Origin of the sequence: Corynebacterium sp. UMB0012, from assembly GCF_030216265.1 — a bacterium.
GTDB lineage: Bacteria > Actinomycetota > Actinomycetes > Mycobacteriales > Mycobacteriaceae > Corynebacterium.
The window spans coordinates 1-13,227 of the sequence record NZ_JASOKQ010000036.1 but is presented as its reverse complement, the minus strand read 5'-3'; the positions used below and the strand labels follow the sequence as shown (position 1 = coordinate 13,227).

Here is a 13,227-nt window from a genome sequence, read left to right as displayed (position 1 = left end):
CGACACCACACCACGCCGCATGTAGCACATCACTGCTGCCACACCGTGGATTTACCGTCCCGGAGCCAGATATATGCTCCCGGAGCATATACTTCTCTGAAACCTAGAGGTCAACCACTACAAATCACCGAATCCAGACACACTTTCTGTCGTTTAACCCTTAGTTCCGCTCTATGAAGTCTTCCTCGCTTGTTCCCGGCCTCATCGCCGGCGCCATCCTTGGCTTAATGCTGTGGCTGGGCTCTGGCATGTTCTGGCTCTTTGTGGCCGGCTTGGCAATCGGCATCGCCGCAGCCCCGCTTCTAAAGCTGGCCGCCGATCCTTCTCGTTCGCGCAAGCGCCGCGATAGTTCCTTCCGCGACTAGGTCCGCCGACTAGGTCCGCACAAGTCTCACGCAATCCACTTATAAAATGCAGGACACGTATAAAATATTCGCAGCAACCTTCCAGACGGGCTTAGTAGAAAAAGAAAGTCTTTATTAACAAGGGGAGCGCCGCGACGCGTTCCCCTCCGTCTTGAAGGAGAACGCTAAGTGTTAGCACCCTCGCGCATTGTAGGGCTCGATATAGCCCGCTCACTTGCGATTATCGGCATGATAGTTCTGCATATGGCCTCCTTGGTGTGGCATACCAAGGTCACTTTAAATGGCCTGCCCGCCGCACTATTCGCCGTTCTGGCCGGCGTCACGTTGATGCTTATTTCCCGCGATTTCACGGCGACCACGTTCCTGCGCATCATCGCCCGCGGCTGCATAATCACACTTATCGGCCTCGCCCTGCTGCCCGTGGGCGGTGAGATTCAAATCGTCCTCGTGGTCATCGGCATCACGATGATCCTGGTGTCCTGGGTCCCGCCGCTGCGCTGGTGGTGGAAGCTCCTGCTTCTCGCCGCTGCTACCGCCGCCGCGACCATAAAATATGCGCCGCTGACCCTTCCGCAGGTCTATCCGCTGCTGGCCTATTGTGCCTATTTCCTTGCTGGCATGCTGCTCTATGAGATCTATATCCGCAGCGCCCGTGCCGCTGCCCAGTGGGTGTCCACTGCCATCGCCGCGGCCGTTGCGGCAGCCGGCTTTTACTTCCGCTTTACCCCGGATATGCCTGGCTGGCTGCGCTTTACCGGCCACACCGGCGTGCTAGGAGAGATTGTTCTGTCCATCGCCGTAGCCGCCATCGTCCTGCACCTATGCCTGCTTATCGGTCGGGCGGTGCCTAAGCTGGCGTATCCCTTTGCTGCGCTGGGGGCGATGTCGCTGAGCATCTACATCCTGCATGTGCTCACCGCTTACTACTGGCAAAGTCACGTCTCCCTCCACAACACCGGGTGGGCCTGCGCGTTTATCGCCCTCTTCCTCGTCCTCGCGAGCCTATGGCGCCGCCTGATAGGGAAGGGGCCGGCCGAATGGGCCGTCGCTAAGATCATCGCCATCGCCGTTCCTGCCGGAAAGAAGGACTAATCATGCAGCACAAAATCTTCCCCGCCCTGCTTACCGCCGGCATCGTGGCATTAACCGCCGCCCCTGCCAGCGCCCTCGAGCACGGCGAGCCGGCCCAAGATTCGGCGGAGTCTCGCACCGTGGCGCAGTTGAAAATCGGGCGCGTGGGCAGCTTCGGCGATTGCACCGGCACCCTCGTAGCCGCCCAGTGGGTGCTTACCGCGCGCCATTGCCTCGAGTCCGTCAACAATGAGGGCACGCAGGCCCGCATCAATGGCACCACCTACGACGCCGATTCGTGGGCGCTATCCCCGCTTTCCGACGCCGCCCTTCTCCACCTCACCACCCCCGTCACCGACACCACCCCGGCCGAGATTTCCACTCACGTGCCAGAACCCGGTCAGCGCGGCACGCTTTACGGCTGGAGCAGCAGTTCATCTATGGCGCGCCGCGGGCAGCTGCCGCAGGCGGAGATGGAAGTGGCCGAGCTCCTCGGCGCCGGCCCTGCTGGCCCCGCTAGCTCCACCGAACCAGGTGCCGCAGACGCCTCCGAGGTTGGCGCCGAGGTTGCCGCCGAGGATGCCGCTGGCGGAGAAAGCATTCCCGCGGCCGAGGCCATGCCGGGGCTCAGCGCACCAGAGGGGACAGAAAGCGTACCGGCCGGCGAAGCGATGCCGCTGATTGAAAGCGCGATCCTCGATGTGCACTCCACCGGCCGCGCAGGCATGCAGGGCGGCGACTCCGGCGGGCCTTTCTTCGTCGACGGAAAGCTTGCCGGTTTGGCCACCGCGGGAACGGCGAATGGGGATCCGGACTTGCCCTCGCCAAGCGCGGCAATCACCACGCTGGCCGGCACCAAGGACTGGGTAGAAGGCGTGGTGAGCGGCCGCGATAAGGAAGCAATCCTTACCGCAGAGACCACCCCTGAACCGCCGAAAACCCCGCAGACCAGTGCAGATCGTGCGGGGCTTTATGGGAGCATAGCAGCCGTCGGCCTGATCGCCGCCGCGGTGCTGGCGCGGATTCCCCGCCTGCGCAACCGCGGCCGCAAAGGCTAGAAAATCTCGATGCGTCCGCCCAGGGACTCGGATTGGCGCAACTGCGCCACCCACTTCGGGCCGCCTGGGTGCAGGCGCAGCACTGGGCGGGAAGAAATCTTGATCGGGGAGACCGATTCCTTGCGCGCGCCGGAGCGGGCGTCGATGCGGGTGCGGGCGCGGTAGCCGGCGTCGGTAAGCTCAGCGATGGAAGGCTCAGGGGAGTCGAGCTTCTCGCGGGCGTCGTGCAGCAAGTCCAAGGCCTCGTCCAATGCCTCCACCAACGCCGGCGCATTGGTCTCGCACATCTGCTGCACCAGCTCCGGGTGAGTGCCGGCCACGCGGGTAGCGTCCTTGAAAGAACCGGCAGACAGGGACTGCGCCAGGATTCCGCCGTTATCGCCCACCACGGCGAGGATCTCCGCAAAGACGTGTGGCAGGTGGGAAATGCGCGCCACCGCGGCATCGTGATTAGCCACGCGGATAGGCACCGCCTCTGCGTGCACCATCTGGGTCATGCGCACGACCTCGGTGAAGGTCTCAATCCACTGCTTCGGAATCTTTTCCCCGCGCGCCTCGCACTCGGCGGCGTAGTCATAGGTAATGCCCCACGCCGCGCGGCGGAACAGATCCTTCTGCGAGTTATCCCAACCGGACTTTGACGTGCCCGCCATCGGGTGGCCGCCCACATAGCGCGACTCCATTCCGCGCTCCAGGACCTGTTGGCGCACTGCCGTCTTAACGGAAACGACGTCCGTAATACCGCAGCTCGGCGCGTGCTCCTGAATGGCATCGAGGACGCTTCCCACAGCGCCCATCGGCACGGCTATGACAATGAGCGCGTTCTCCGTCTCCGCGCGGGTCAAAATCGCCGGAAGATCATCGGTGACGTCAAAACCCTGCTTTACTGCAGTGCGAGCGCCGGACGTGGAGTGGTTGTATCCAAAAACGTGGTGATTGTATCCGGCGAGATCGCGCAGCAAAGAGCCGCCGATGAGGCCGAGGCCAATAATGCAGATAGGGCGTTGAACATCTTGAGAACTCACGATGACAATTGTGGCACAACACGACTAATCTCACGAGGTATGAGCAACGAAAATTACTCCTTCGCGGTAACCGTCGCCCGCAACGCGGGCCAATGGCTGGTGCGCAGCTTCAACGATGACTTTGAGGATCCGCAGACTTCCATCAATGCGGTGCGCAGCCTGCGTTCCGAGGGTGCTGCGTTCGCGCTGCTGTGCGTGGAGGATGCCTATTTTATTGCCGTGCGCCCAGTGCCGGGCGGGGTAAAGATGCTCATCTCGGACGCCACCTATGGTGTCGACGATGACTTCGCTGCCGATTTCATGGATATCAACGACCATGAAATCCCGGATGTGGACCCCGAAGAGGCCGATCCTTATGGCGAGGGCGATTTCGATATCTTCGCTGACCTTGGTCTATCCGAGGACCAGGTGGGCTACATCATTGACAATGATGAGGACTGGCCTTCCGATATGTTGCTGCGCATCGCCGGCGAGCTCGGCTTTGGCGATGAGTTGGAAGACGTCATTGATAACGCCTGAGCCCTTGCTGCGCGCTGAGGCTCGGATGCGCCGTGCCCTCGACGTCGCCAAGCGTACGCCGGCCGGCGACGTCCCCGTGGGTGCGGTGCTGTACGACGCCGCCGGAACCGAACTTGCCACCGGCGTCAACCGCCGCGAAGAAATGGCGGACCCGACCGCCCACGCCGAGGTCGAGGCCATTCGCCAGGCCGTCCGCGTGCACGGCGATGGCTGGCGGCTTTCCGGTTGCGAGCTCGTCGTCACCCTAGAACCCTGCGCCATGTGCGCCGGCGCCTTGCAAGCTGCCCGTGTTTCTTCCGTGGTCTTTGGCGCCTTCGAGCCCAAGACCGGCGCGTGCGGCTCGCTTATCGATGTCCTGCGTGCCCCCACCGCCCCCTTTACCCCGCAGGTCCGCGGCGGCGTCCTCGAAGACGAATGCGCTGGGTTGCTCCGAAACTTCTTCGACGGCCTGCGCTAAACGTGCGTACACTGGTTGTCATACAACAACCGTCTACTCAAAGGAGTGAACATGGGCGATTTGGAAAACAAGAAGGATGGCCTTGTAGGCAAGGCAAAGGAAGCCTACGGCGAAGCTACCGACAACAAGGACGTAGCTAACGAGGGCAAGGCCGACCAGGTCACCTCCGAGGCTAAGGACAAGCTGTCTGACGCTGCCGAAGGCATCAAGGACAAGGCCAACGAGGTTATCGGTGGCCTGAAGGACGACTAATCCTCGTCCCCGTTTCTCATATCGCTGCGCTGGCACCCCGCCGGCGCAGCGATTTTGTCGCTCGGGCCCACTCCCGTAATCTGGAACGCGGTGGCGTGTCCGAGCGGCCGAAGGTGATCGCCTCGAAAGCGATTGTTGGGTAACCCCCAACCGCGGGTTCAAATCCCGCCGCCACCGCGCGAGGCCCCGACCTGTTAATGCAGGTCGGGGCCTATTTTAGTTTTTCTCCGCCAGGGAGCCTTGGGGCGCTGGGGTGGCTAAAGCGTCCTGCTTTGGGCGTGCAGACCGCGCGCGGCGGTGCTGCAGGGTGGGGAGGAACCACGTTGCGATAGCCGCGACGACAGCAATAATGCCCGCGGTCCACGTGAGGTATTTCACGGGGGTAAACCACCACGCCAGGGCCGCGATTGCTGCGATGACGATCCATGCGACGGGCACGAGGAAGCTGGGTTGTTCGGCCCACGGTTCCCGTGGGAATCGGCTACGGGCCTCTGCGCGGATGCGGCGTGGCGTTTTATGGCCAAGTGTCAAGGAACAGGCGACCACAAAGCCCAATCCGATACTGGCGATGAGCAGGTTGCCGCTTACGCCGCCGAACATAAATACGCCGACGGAAAGAGCTAAGGATAAGCGTTCACCGAACGTGAGTGGGAAGTTCTGTGTGGGATCCACATCTGGATAGATGCTGGTGAAGATGTCTTTGCGGGAGTCGTTTTGCATTCTTTGCTTCTTATAGGGGTGGTTTATTGACAGCTGGAAGAAGTTAGGACAGGATAAACTTACTGCACTAAGGCAAGCCTAGCCTATATCGTCTTTAGACACGGAAACAAGGTTCTCAATATGATTGGAAAACTGTGGAAGTCGGCGTTCGGCATCATCGTCGCTGCTTTCCTCGTCGCGGCATTCGCCCCACTTTTGTCATCTGCTCCAGTGGCCCACGCAGATGAATCCTGCACATGGAAGTGGGGTATCAAGCAGTCATTCCGCAGCTACGTCAAGGGCAATATCGCCCACGGTGGATGGGGTGCCAATGGCATTGGCTTTACAGGCGACGAACAGGGCGATGGTGCGTTCGTCTTTACCCCAGGAAAGCCCGATGCGTCTGGTGGAAACGTCACGATTCCGTTCAATGGAACGCTGAGCTTTACCGGCCACGATGGGATCTTGGACATGACGATGTCGGACTTCAAGGTCAAGGCCTCTGGAAAGCAAGCGCAGATTTCCGTGGACTACGTCTCCTATGAGATGAACCGCCAAGACCTCAGCCGCGGTAAAAAGATCCAAGGCAATGATGAGGTAATCGCCACCATTAATCTGGCCAACCCCGTCGAAGATGGTGCCGGGAAGGTTGATTTGTCTGGATCTACCGCTCTGACCTCCGGCGGGGCCAAGCTATTTACCGGCTTCTACCAGCCGGGCGAAGCCTTAGATCCGTCCTCCGGCAGCATTGCGCTCGACGGCTCGTGCGCCGGATCCGGTTCTGGCTCTGATTCCGGTGGGAAGCGCCCATTGACCTCCATTACGGGTTCCTTCACGGGCTTTAACAAGGAAGCTATGGACATCTTGTCTGAAACCAATGACACGATGAACGGGATTACTACGTTCATGGGCAATACCCAGGCGTTCCTGGATGAGTTGGAGTCTTTCAATAACCGGGGTGGATCGAACTCGAATTCGGGTGGTTCTACTTCGGGTACGTCGAACTCCACTGGAGGAAACTCGGCTTCTACTAACTCTGCATCGGGAAATTCATCACCGAGCAACTCTGGTTCGGGCGGAGGCAGCGGTGCTTCAGGTGCTGGCAAAACAGCGGCTTCTGGTCCTGCGCACTCTGGATCTGCGAGCTCTGGCACCCCGAGCTCAGGTAGTTCGGGCGAGGGAGGATCTGGCGGGGACGGTGCCGTCTGTGAGGCTACTGGTGTTACTCAAGCCACTGCTCAGTGGGGTTTAAAGAAATCCTTCCAGTCCTATATCACCGGATCCATTGCCCAGGGCCGATGGGATCTCTCTGGTGTTGGCTATGACAATGGGCGTTTCCAATTCACGGGTAACTCTGGTGCCGTAAAAGATGGCGCGGGCTCCGTGCAATATGGCGGAAGCATGCAGTTCACTGGGCACCACGGCAAGTTGGACCTTAACATCGCCAACCTGGAAATCACCTTTAACGGCAATTCTGGCGAGCTTATTGCTGACGTGCGCTCTTCCAATATGGAAGGGAAGAAGAATGACTTTGGACGCACTGTTATTGGCACCCTGAACTTTAAATCCCTCGACATCGGCACGGACGCCGTGTCCGGTGAAGCTGCGGTATCGCTTTCTGAAGCCGGTTCCCAGGCACTCGCTGAGTTCTATGAACCAGGCACCCAGCTGGACCCGTTGAGCTTCCACGCCACCTTGGGTGGAAGCGCTGATTGCGCCGCCGTATCCGGTGGTGGCGGATCTAGCTCTGGTTCTGGATCCGGCGGATCCGGTGGATCTGGCGCAGGCGGAAACGGAAAGGGAACTCTTAGTTCCAAAAGCGGCGCTCATGCCGGGGCCGGGGATCCAGTGCTAGCCGGTGACTCGGGGCAGGGATACGAGGACGGATCGAACAGATTCAAGGTCAAGTCCGCGACGTCTCCCGGCGGGAGCCTAGATAACCCGACGACCTATCTACTGCTCTTCATTGTCGGATTGATCATCGCCGGTGGCTCCACCAGCCGGCTTGTCATGAACAACTCTTAGAAAGATTGCCGTGAAACTTGTTCTTCGTTTCCTCGTACCATTCCTGTGCATCTTCAGTCTTACCGCGTGCGGTGTGCAGGGAAGCTATACCGATCAGCTACCGGATCCCGCTGATCTCTCGGATCCCAGATCTTTTGAAGGTGTCAGTGACGTCAAAGATTTTGACGATATCGAACCGGTTACTGATAAGGCAGAGCCGGCGCTTCCGGTGGAGCTTACCGATGCCGATGGTAACGACGTTACCGTCACCGATGCCTCCCGCATCCTGGCTTTGGATATCTATGGCACCTATACCAATACCCTTAGCGGCTTGGGGCTTGCGGATAATATCGTCGGCCGCACAGTTTCTTCTACCGAGCCCAACCTGGCCGATCTTCCGGTGGTGACCGAAGGTGGCCACAACATCAACGTGGAGGCGGTGCTGGAGCTGCAGCCGACGCTCGTCATTGCAGACCATTCCATTGGCCCGCGCGATGCCATCGATCAAATCCGCGCGGCGGGTGTCACCACCGTGGTGATGGAACCTGAGCGCACGATCGATTCGGTGGGTGAGGACATCACCACGCTTGGCGATGCCCTCGGCCTGCCCAATGAAGCACGCGAGCTGGCGGATCGTTCCACCAAGGAAATCGACGAGGCAAAGGAAGCCATCAAGAAGTTGGTTCCCGATGATCCAATGCGCATGGCGTTCCTTTACGCTCGCGGAAACGGTGGCGTCTTCTTCATCATGGGTGATGGTACCGGTGCGCAAGATCTGATTGAAGGCATTGGCGGTGTGGATGTGGCTGCAGAAAACAACCTTTCCTATGCGGAACCCGCTAATGCTGAGGCGCTGGCGCGCATCAATCCAGAGGTGATCATCATGATGACCAATGGCCTGGAATCCACCGGCGGAATTGACGGCTTGCTGGAGCGGCCCGGCGTTGCTCAAACCACCGCCGGCCAAAAGAAGCGCATCGTGACCATCCCGGACGGCCAGTCGTTGGCATTTGGTCCCATGACTGGGCAAACGCTGGTGAAGCTAGCAAAGGCTGTGTATGACCCGGACAATGAGTAAGGACCCGGACACCTTCGCACGCCGACGCACGCAGCGGACTTGGATATTCGTACTGCTGGGGATCCTCACCGTTGTCGCGGCGCTCATCTCCGTCGTGCTGGGGCAATACTATGTACCGCTGTCTGATCTCTTTCGCATTTTGGCAGCTGGCCACGGGGAGGATTCCTTGACCGCAAGTGTGGTGTGGGGCATCCGCCTACCGCGTTTGGCCTTGGGGCTCGTGGTGGGCGCGGCCTTGGGCGTTGCCGGCACGCTGATGCAGGCGGTATTTGCCAACCCCTTGGCAGAACCCTCCATTATTGGCGTTACCTCCGGTGCGGGCGTTGGTGCGGCCGTGGTCATCGTCTTTAATATCGAGTTCTTCGGTACCTTTACCGTTCCAGCCGCGGCCTTCCTGACCGCGCTGCTGGTTACCTTCATCATCTATCAGCTTGCGCGCCACAACGGACGGGTGGCTGTGGTGCACCTGATTCTCACCGGCATCGCCATCAATGCGGTATGCAACGCCATTATCTCTTTCATGGTGTACCTAGCGCCGACCGCCAACCGCGAAGCGATCATCTTCTGGCAGATGGGCTCCCTCAACGGCTCACAGTGGAAACACGTGTGGGCGGTACTGCCCATCGTGGTGGTTGGCCTCGCAGTGGCCTTGCGCCTGGGTAAGCAGTTAGACGTCCTCGCGCTCGGCGAGCGCGCCGCCGCGCATACCGGTGTGAACGTGCCACGGCTGCGCATCGTGGCGATCGTGGCATCGGCAGTGTTGACTGCAGGGGCCGTTTCCTTCGCCGGCCTCATTGGCTTTGTGGGACTTATCGTTCCCCACCTGCTGCGCAGCATCGTCGGACCAGAAAACCGCATCCTGCTGCCGGCTTCCGCCCTTGGCGGTGCTGTGCTCATTGGTTTCGCTGACGTGGCAGCGCGCACGATGATTCCCTTTGCGGATCTTCCCATCGGCATTTTCACCGCGCTGGTGGGCGGTCCCACGTTCTTCATCCTGCTACGGCGCATGATGCGCAAAGGAGCGCACTGATGATAAACGTCAAAGACTTAACTGTTCGCGTGGGGGAGCACACCCTCGTGGACCAAGTGTCCTTTACCGCCCAAGCGGGCGAAGTTACCGGGCTTATCGGCCCGAACGGCGCCGGCAAATCCACCGTACTTGCCGCCGTTGCCGGAGACATCGATTATTCCGGTGAAATCACCGTGGGTGGGCTATCGCCCAAGGCGCCAGCGCGAGAGCTCGCGTGCACGCGTGCAGTGATGCTCCAGGACGTCTCGGTGTCCTTCGAATTCCTCGTCCGCGATGTCGTTGCGATGGGGCGCCGCCCGTGGGAAGGAACTGCCTACGCAGACCTTGACGATGACTTTATTGACGCCGCCCTCGATACCGCCGGCGTCGCGCACTTAGCGGGCCGAGACATCAGCACGCTGTCCGGCGGTGAGCGTGCCCGCGCGGCCTTCGCACGGGTGCTTGCCCAAAATACCCCGGTGATCTTGCTCGATGAGCCAACGGCCGCGCTGGATATCCGGCACCAAGAACAACTGTTGGGCTCAGTAAAAGCCCTTGCCCGCGAGGCAGGCGTCGCCGTCCTCGTGGTGCTGCATGACCTCAATGCGGCAGCAGCATATTGCGATCATCTCGTATGCCTAGCGTGCGGGGGATTAGCAGCCCAAGGGCGCGTAGATGAGGTCTTTACCGGTCCTACCTTGTCTCAAGCGTATGGCTGGCCGATATCCGTCGAGGGGCTGCGGGTACATCCGCAGCGTGCAACGCCCACCATCAACCCACTCTTCTCACACAAATTGGAGGATTTCCATGTTTAAGAAAGTAGTGGTCACTGCTCTCGCGGCGACCGCACTCACCGTGCCACACGCTTCTGCGGAAGAAACCTGCACCATAGAATCCGGTTCCTTGAACTGGGGAATTAAGTACTCGTGGCGTTCCTACCTCAAAACCGGTTTCGCTGCTGGTGATTGGTCCACTAGTGGCCCAGTGACGCAAACCGGTGATCCTAAGGGGAAGGATTTCTCTTTCGGCTTCGAGGTAGATCCTGAAACCTCTACGGTAACGGTAGATGAGGAGGGCAATGTGGTGTCGTCCAATATCGAAAGCAAAGACTCCTCGATCACGTTCACCGGTCACCACGGCGCTCTACATTCCACGGTTGTGGCACCTTTCATCAAGACCTCCGGTAATGAAGCCCATCTCGGTTCCGGCTACGAGGTTTATCACGTAGAGGGTAAGAATATGCTTCAATACACCGAGGACGACCACATCGACGCCAATAAGCGCACCGGGGATGGGATCTTTGGCCACGGCACGGCGCAATGGACCAAGGAGGGCGATACACTCACCCTTTCCGCCAGCGATGTGCGGTACAAGGAGCAGCAGGGAACAAAAGATGGAAAAATCGAGGGCGTAGACCAACTCTTCATGGGCATGTATAGCTCGGAGAACAAGCCTGAGCTTGATGATGCCCACCTAACCCTCAAGGTTTCCTCTGGTTGTGGCCAGAAGAAGGAAGAATTGCCGCAGGATCAGAAAAAGCCGCAGAATGAGCCTGCTCCGGAGCCGCCGGTAGCTTCGCCGGAAAAGGAAGAGAAGCCACGGAGTCAGCCACCAGCGAGCTCGCAGACCCTGGCATCGCCGAAGAAGCCGGAGACCTCAAAGAGCCCTGAATCTTCGGAGTCTAAGAAGCCGGGAACTGATAAGCCTGAGAAGGACACTCCCTCCGGTTCTAGCTTTGCCAAGGTGTGGAACTACATCTTGGGCGTAGCAACCATTGGCAGCATGTTTGCCATTCTTGGGCAGGCCTTTATAAAGTCGGGCGCCCTTGAGAGCGTGCGTGCTCTTCTCCACAGGTAATAGGGGTTAGCTAAGCGCCCCGTGCCGGCAGCCACATCCCAATACCGTGAGCACTGCTTGCGGGGGTGGGGAGTTAGTTCTTTTGGTTGATTTCTCCCCACAAGCCTTGTAGATAAGGGTTGCCTAACCTTACTTTTATATTTAGACATTAGGTAAGCATTACTTTGGAGGAAGTCAGTGACTGTGACGCTCAAGAAACCATTATCCGTCGCATTGCGCGAGGAGACCGCCCAGGCTCACGAGAACGCGGAGGGTTCGGCGTTTATGCAGCGGCTCATGTCGGGCCAGCTGAGCGCTGAGGCCGCAGCCGATTTGAGTGGCCAGCTGTGGTTTGTTTATGAGTCTCTGGAGCATGGAGTCCGCAGTGTGGCGCATACTCCAATCGCCGGTGCGGTGGCCGATCCACGCCTTGAGCGGCGCTTCGCTCTGGAGGCGGATTTGGCGGCGCTCGTCGGTAGCGACTGGCGCGAAAAGATCCGGATCCTGCCGGCCACGGCATCCTACGTTGCCCGCCTAGAAGAGGTATCCGGCAGTGCGGCAGAAGTGGTAGCCCACCACTATGTTCGGTATCTCGGTGATATCTCCGGCGGCCAGGTGATTGCCGCGCGCCTCGGCACGCTTTATGACATCGAACCGGATGCACTGAACTTTTATGACTTCAGTGCTATCGGCAAGATTCCGCCGTACCGCAAGGGCTACCGCGAACGCCTAGACAGTCTCATGCTGACTGCGGAGCAGCGTGAGGCATTGCTCTCGGAGGCGCAGCGCGCATTCGCTTTCAACTCGGGAATCTTCGCCGAGCTTGATAAGCGACACTGATTTACTTTTTCTAATTTTCCAATTAAGGTAAGGCTCGCCTAATGTTTTAGGCAAAGCTTCACCACTGCTCTCAAGAGGAGAAATTCATGAAAACAACATCCGTCATTGCCGTTGGAGCGGTTGCACTCGGCGCCGTCACCGCGCCCGTAGCCTCTGCCGATGAGGCTCCAGCCGATGTCCCCGCCGTGGAATCCGGCCAATTGAATTGGCCCATCAAGGAATCCTTCATTCACCACGTGGACACCAATCCGCTTGCCAAAGGCATAATCAATACCACCGAAGGCGCGGAGAAGGTAGGAAAGGACTTCACCTTCCCGGTCGATGCCGCCCACACCACGCTGGATGCTGAGGGAAACGGCACTATTGGTACTCAGGGATCCGTGCAGATTCAAGGCTATCCAGGCTTCGGCCCTAATGGTTCCTACGGCCTGGATCTCACATTCTCGGATATTAAGGTAGAAGTAGCAGGCGAAAACGCCACCATCACTGCGGATTATAAACTTACGGGCGCCTCGGGCCCGCTTAAGAACAAGCCGGTTGAATTGTCTGGCGATGACGCCGCAATCTCTACCTTCACGCTTACTGAACCCTTGGTGCCGGAAACCGGCAAGTCCTACGCCACAACTGATGCCCCCACCTCGCTAACCCAAACGGGCTCCGACATTTTCTTGGGCAAGTACCCGGTGGGGCAGCCGCTTGACGATGCCAACTCTGATCTCACCGTGGCATTCGACGGTGCCTCCGAAAACGCTAAACCATCTGACCAGGGGACCCCAGAAAAGAAGCCTTCGGGCGACAACGCTGCAGCCGATGGCTCTTCTTTCCACGGTTCTTCGTTCGGCAAACTAGGCAAGACCATTGCTGCTGTTATCGAGCAGGTAAAGAAAATTAGCGCCTTCTTCTCTGACCTCGTTCTTCCCGGCCTGAGTTTGTCGAAGTACGTTTAAACAGCGAGCGCGCTCTCGCGGCCGTATTGTCTACGCCGCTCCGCCGTGGCCACCCGATCGAGTCCTT

General features: G+C 59.2%; 15 protein-coding genes and 1 tRNA gene. 14 read left to right on the top strand and 2 right to left on the bottom strand.

The window, feature by feature from the left end; translation table 11 throughout:
- Positions 1-173: 173 nt before the first annotated feature.
- The 3 genes from QP324_RS11610 to QP324_RS11600 all read left to right on the top strand — a co-directional run bounded on the left by QP324_RS11610 (position 174) and on the right by QP324_RS11600 (position 2,494).
- Complete coding sequence (locus QP324_RS11610) at positions 174-365, top strand: hypothetical protein (protein WP_250413155.1); 192 nt, start codon at positions 174-176, stop codon at positions 363-365.
- A gap of 168 nt (positions 366-533) precedes the next feature.
- A complete protein-coding gene (locus QP324_RS11605) occupies positions 534-1,457 on the top strand; it encodes a DUF418 domain-containing protein (RefSeq protein ID WP_225746108.1) in 924 nt (307 codons plus the stop codon).
- 2 nt (positions 1,458-1,459) lie between these two features.
- Positions 1,460-2,494, top strand: a complete 1,035-nt coding sequence (locus tag QP324_RS11600) for a trypsin-like serine protease (RefSeq protein WP_239279073.1) — start codon at positions 1,460-1,462, stop codon at positions 2,492-2,494.
- Here the strand turns inward: QP324_RS11600 and QP324_RS11595 are convergent.
- On the bottom strand, positions 2,491-3,519 hold the full coding sequence (locus QP324_RS11595) for a prephenate dehydrogenase (RefSeq protein WP_239279072.1): 1,029 nt from the start codon (positions 3,517-3,519) through the stop codon (positions 2,491-2,493). The two genes, QP324_RS11600 and QP324_RS11595, sit on opposite strands and share 4 nt — an antisense overlap.
- Before the next feature lie 39 nt (positions 3,520-3,558).
- On the opposite strand from QP324_RS11595, the gene QP324_RS11590 reads away from it, so the two are divergent.
- The 4 genes from QP324_RS11590 (at position 3,559) to QP324_RS11575 (ending at position 4,924) form a co-directional block, all read left to right on the top strand.
- A complete protein-coding gene (locus QP324_RS11590) occupies positions 3,559-4,038 on the top strand; it encodes a tRNA adenosine deaminase-associated protein (RefSeq protein ID WP_005323176.1) in 480 nt (159 codons plus the stop codon).
- A gap of 25 nt (positions 4,039-4,063) precedes the next feature.
- Complete coding sequence (locus QP324_RS11585) at positions 4,064-4,495, top strand: nucleoside deaminase (protein WP_284816124.1); 432 nt, start codon at positions 4,064-4,066, stop codon at positions 4,493-4,495.
- A 51-nt stretch (positions 4,496-4,546) separates the two neighbouring features.
- Positions 4,547-4,747, top strand: coding sequence for a CsbD family protein (locus QP324_RS11580; protein ID WP_005323174.1), 201 nt, complete (start codon positions 4,547-4,549; stop codon positions 4,745-4,747).
- Positions 4,748-4,836: 89 nt separating this feature from the next.
- A tRNA-Ser gene (locus tag QP324_RS11575) sits at positions 4,837-4,924 on the top strand.
- Between the two features lie 39 nt (positions 4,925-4,963).
- On the opposite strand, the gene QP324_RS11570 is transcribed toward QP324_RS11575, so the two are convergent.
- Entirely contained in the window at positions 4,964-5,467 is a 504-nt protein-coding gene (locus tag QP324_RS11570) for a hypothetical protein (protein ID WP_284816123.1), read from the bottom strand.
- 120 nt (positions 5,468-5,587) lie between these two features.
- On the opposite strand from QP324_RS11570, the gene QP324_RS11565 reads away from it, so the two are divergent.
- The 7 genes from QP324_RS11565 to QP324_RS11535 all read left to right on the top strand — a co-directional run bounded on the left by QP324_RS11565 (position 5,588) and on the right by QP324_RS11535 (position 13,160).
- Entirely contained in the window at positions 5,588-7,471 is a 1,884-nt protein-coding gene (locus tag QP324_RS11565) for an HtaA domain-containing protein (protein ID WP_284816122.1), read from the top strand.
- 10 nt (positions 7,472-7,481) lie between these two features.
- Complete coding sequence (locus QP324_RS11560) at positions 7,482-8,528, top strand: hemin ABC transporter substrate-binding protein (RefSeq protein WP_049377324.1); 1,047 nt, start codon at positions 7,482-7,484, stop codon at positions 8,526-8,528.
- Entirely contained in the window at positions 8,521-9,558 is a 1,038-nt protein-coding gene (locus tag QP324_RS11555; RefSeq protein ID WP_152687319.1) for an iron ABC transporter permease, read from the top strand. Before QP324_RS11560 ends, QP324_RS11555 begins: the two co-directional genes overlap by 8 nt.
- Complete coding sequence (locus tag QP324_RS11550) at positions 9,558-10,352, top strand: ABC transporter ATP-binding protein (protein ID WP_049377322.1); 795 nt, start codon at positions 9,558-9,560, stop codon at positions 10,350-10,352. Before QP324_RS11555 ends, QP324_RS11550 begins: the two co-directional genes overlap by 1 nt.
- The gene (locus tag QP324_RS11545) at positions 10,345-11,394 is read left to right on the top strand and encodes an HtaA domain-containing protein (protein WP_049377321.1); all 1,050 of its coding nucleotides are present in this window, start codon (positions 10,345-10,347) and stop codon (positions 11,392-11,394) included. The genes QP324_RS11550 and QP324_RS11545 overlap by 8 nt, the downstream gene beginning before the upstream one ends.
- A gap of 177 nt (positions 11,395-11,571) precedes the next feature.
- A complete protein-coding gene (locus QP324_RS11540) occupies positions 11,572-12,213 on the top strand; it encodes a heme oxygenase (biliverdin-producing) (RefSeq protein ID WP_049377320.1) in 642 nt (213 codons plus the stop codon).
- Positions 12,214-12,299: 86 nt separating this feature from the next.
- Entirely contained in the window at positions 12,300-13,160 is an 861-nt protein-coding gene (locus QP324_RS11535) for an HtaA domain-containing protein (protein WP_049377319.1), read from the top strand.
- The last annotated feature ends 67 nt before the right edge of the window (positions 13,161-13,227 follow it).

Excerpts from the sequence above, each read along its gene's own strand:
- QP324_RS11585 (WP_284816124.1), top strand. The coding sequence starts at position 4,064 with ATGCGCCGTGCCCTCGACGTCGCCAAGCGTACGCCGGCCGGCGACGTC.
- QP324_RS11570 (WP_284816123.1), bottom strand. The coding sequence starts at position 5,467 with ATGCAAAACGACTCCCGCAAAGACATCTTCACCAGCATCTATCCAGAT.
- QP324_RS11550 (WP_049377322.1), top strand. The coding sequence starts at position 9,558 with ATGATAAACGTCAAAGACTTAACTGTTCGCGTGGGGGAGCACACCCTC.
- QP324_RS11580 (WP_005323174.1), top strand. The coding sequence starts at position 4,547 with ATGGGCGATTTGGAAAACAAGAAGGATGGCCTTGTAGGCAAGGCAAAG.
- QP324_RS11590 (WP_005323176.1), top strand. The coding sequence starts at position 3,559 with ATGAGCAACGAAAATTACTCCTTCGCGGTAACCGTCGCCCGCAACGCG.
- QP324_RS11545 (WP_049377321.1), top strand. The coding sequence starts at position 10,345 with ATGTTTAAGAAAGTAGTGGTCACTGCTCTCGCGGCGACCGCACTCACC.
- QP324_RS11600 (WP_239279073.1), top strand. The coding sequence starts at position 1,460 with ATGCAGCACAAAATCTTCCCCGCCCTGCTTACCGCCGGCATCGTGGCA.
- QP324_RS11565 (WP_284816122.1), top strand. The coding sequence starts at position 5,588 with ATGATTGGAAAACTGTGGAAGTCGGCGTTCGGCATCATCGTCGCTGCT.
- QP324_RS11610 (WP_250413155.1), top strand. The coding sequence starts at position 174 with ATGAAGTCTTCCTCGCTTGTTCCCGGCCTCATCGCCGGCGCCATCCTT.
- QP324_RS11555 (WP_152687319.1), top strand. The coding sequence starts at position 8,521 with ATGAGTAAGGACCCGGACACCTTCGCACGCCGACGCACGCAGCGGACT.
- QP324_RS11535 (WP_049377319.1), top strand. The coding sequence starts at position 12,300 with ATGAAAACAACATCCGTCATTGCCGTTGGAGCGGTTGCACTCGGCGCC.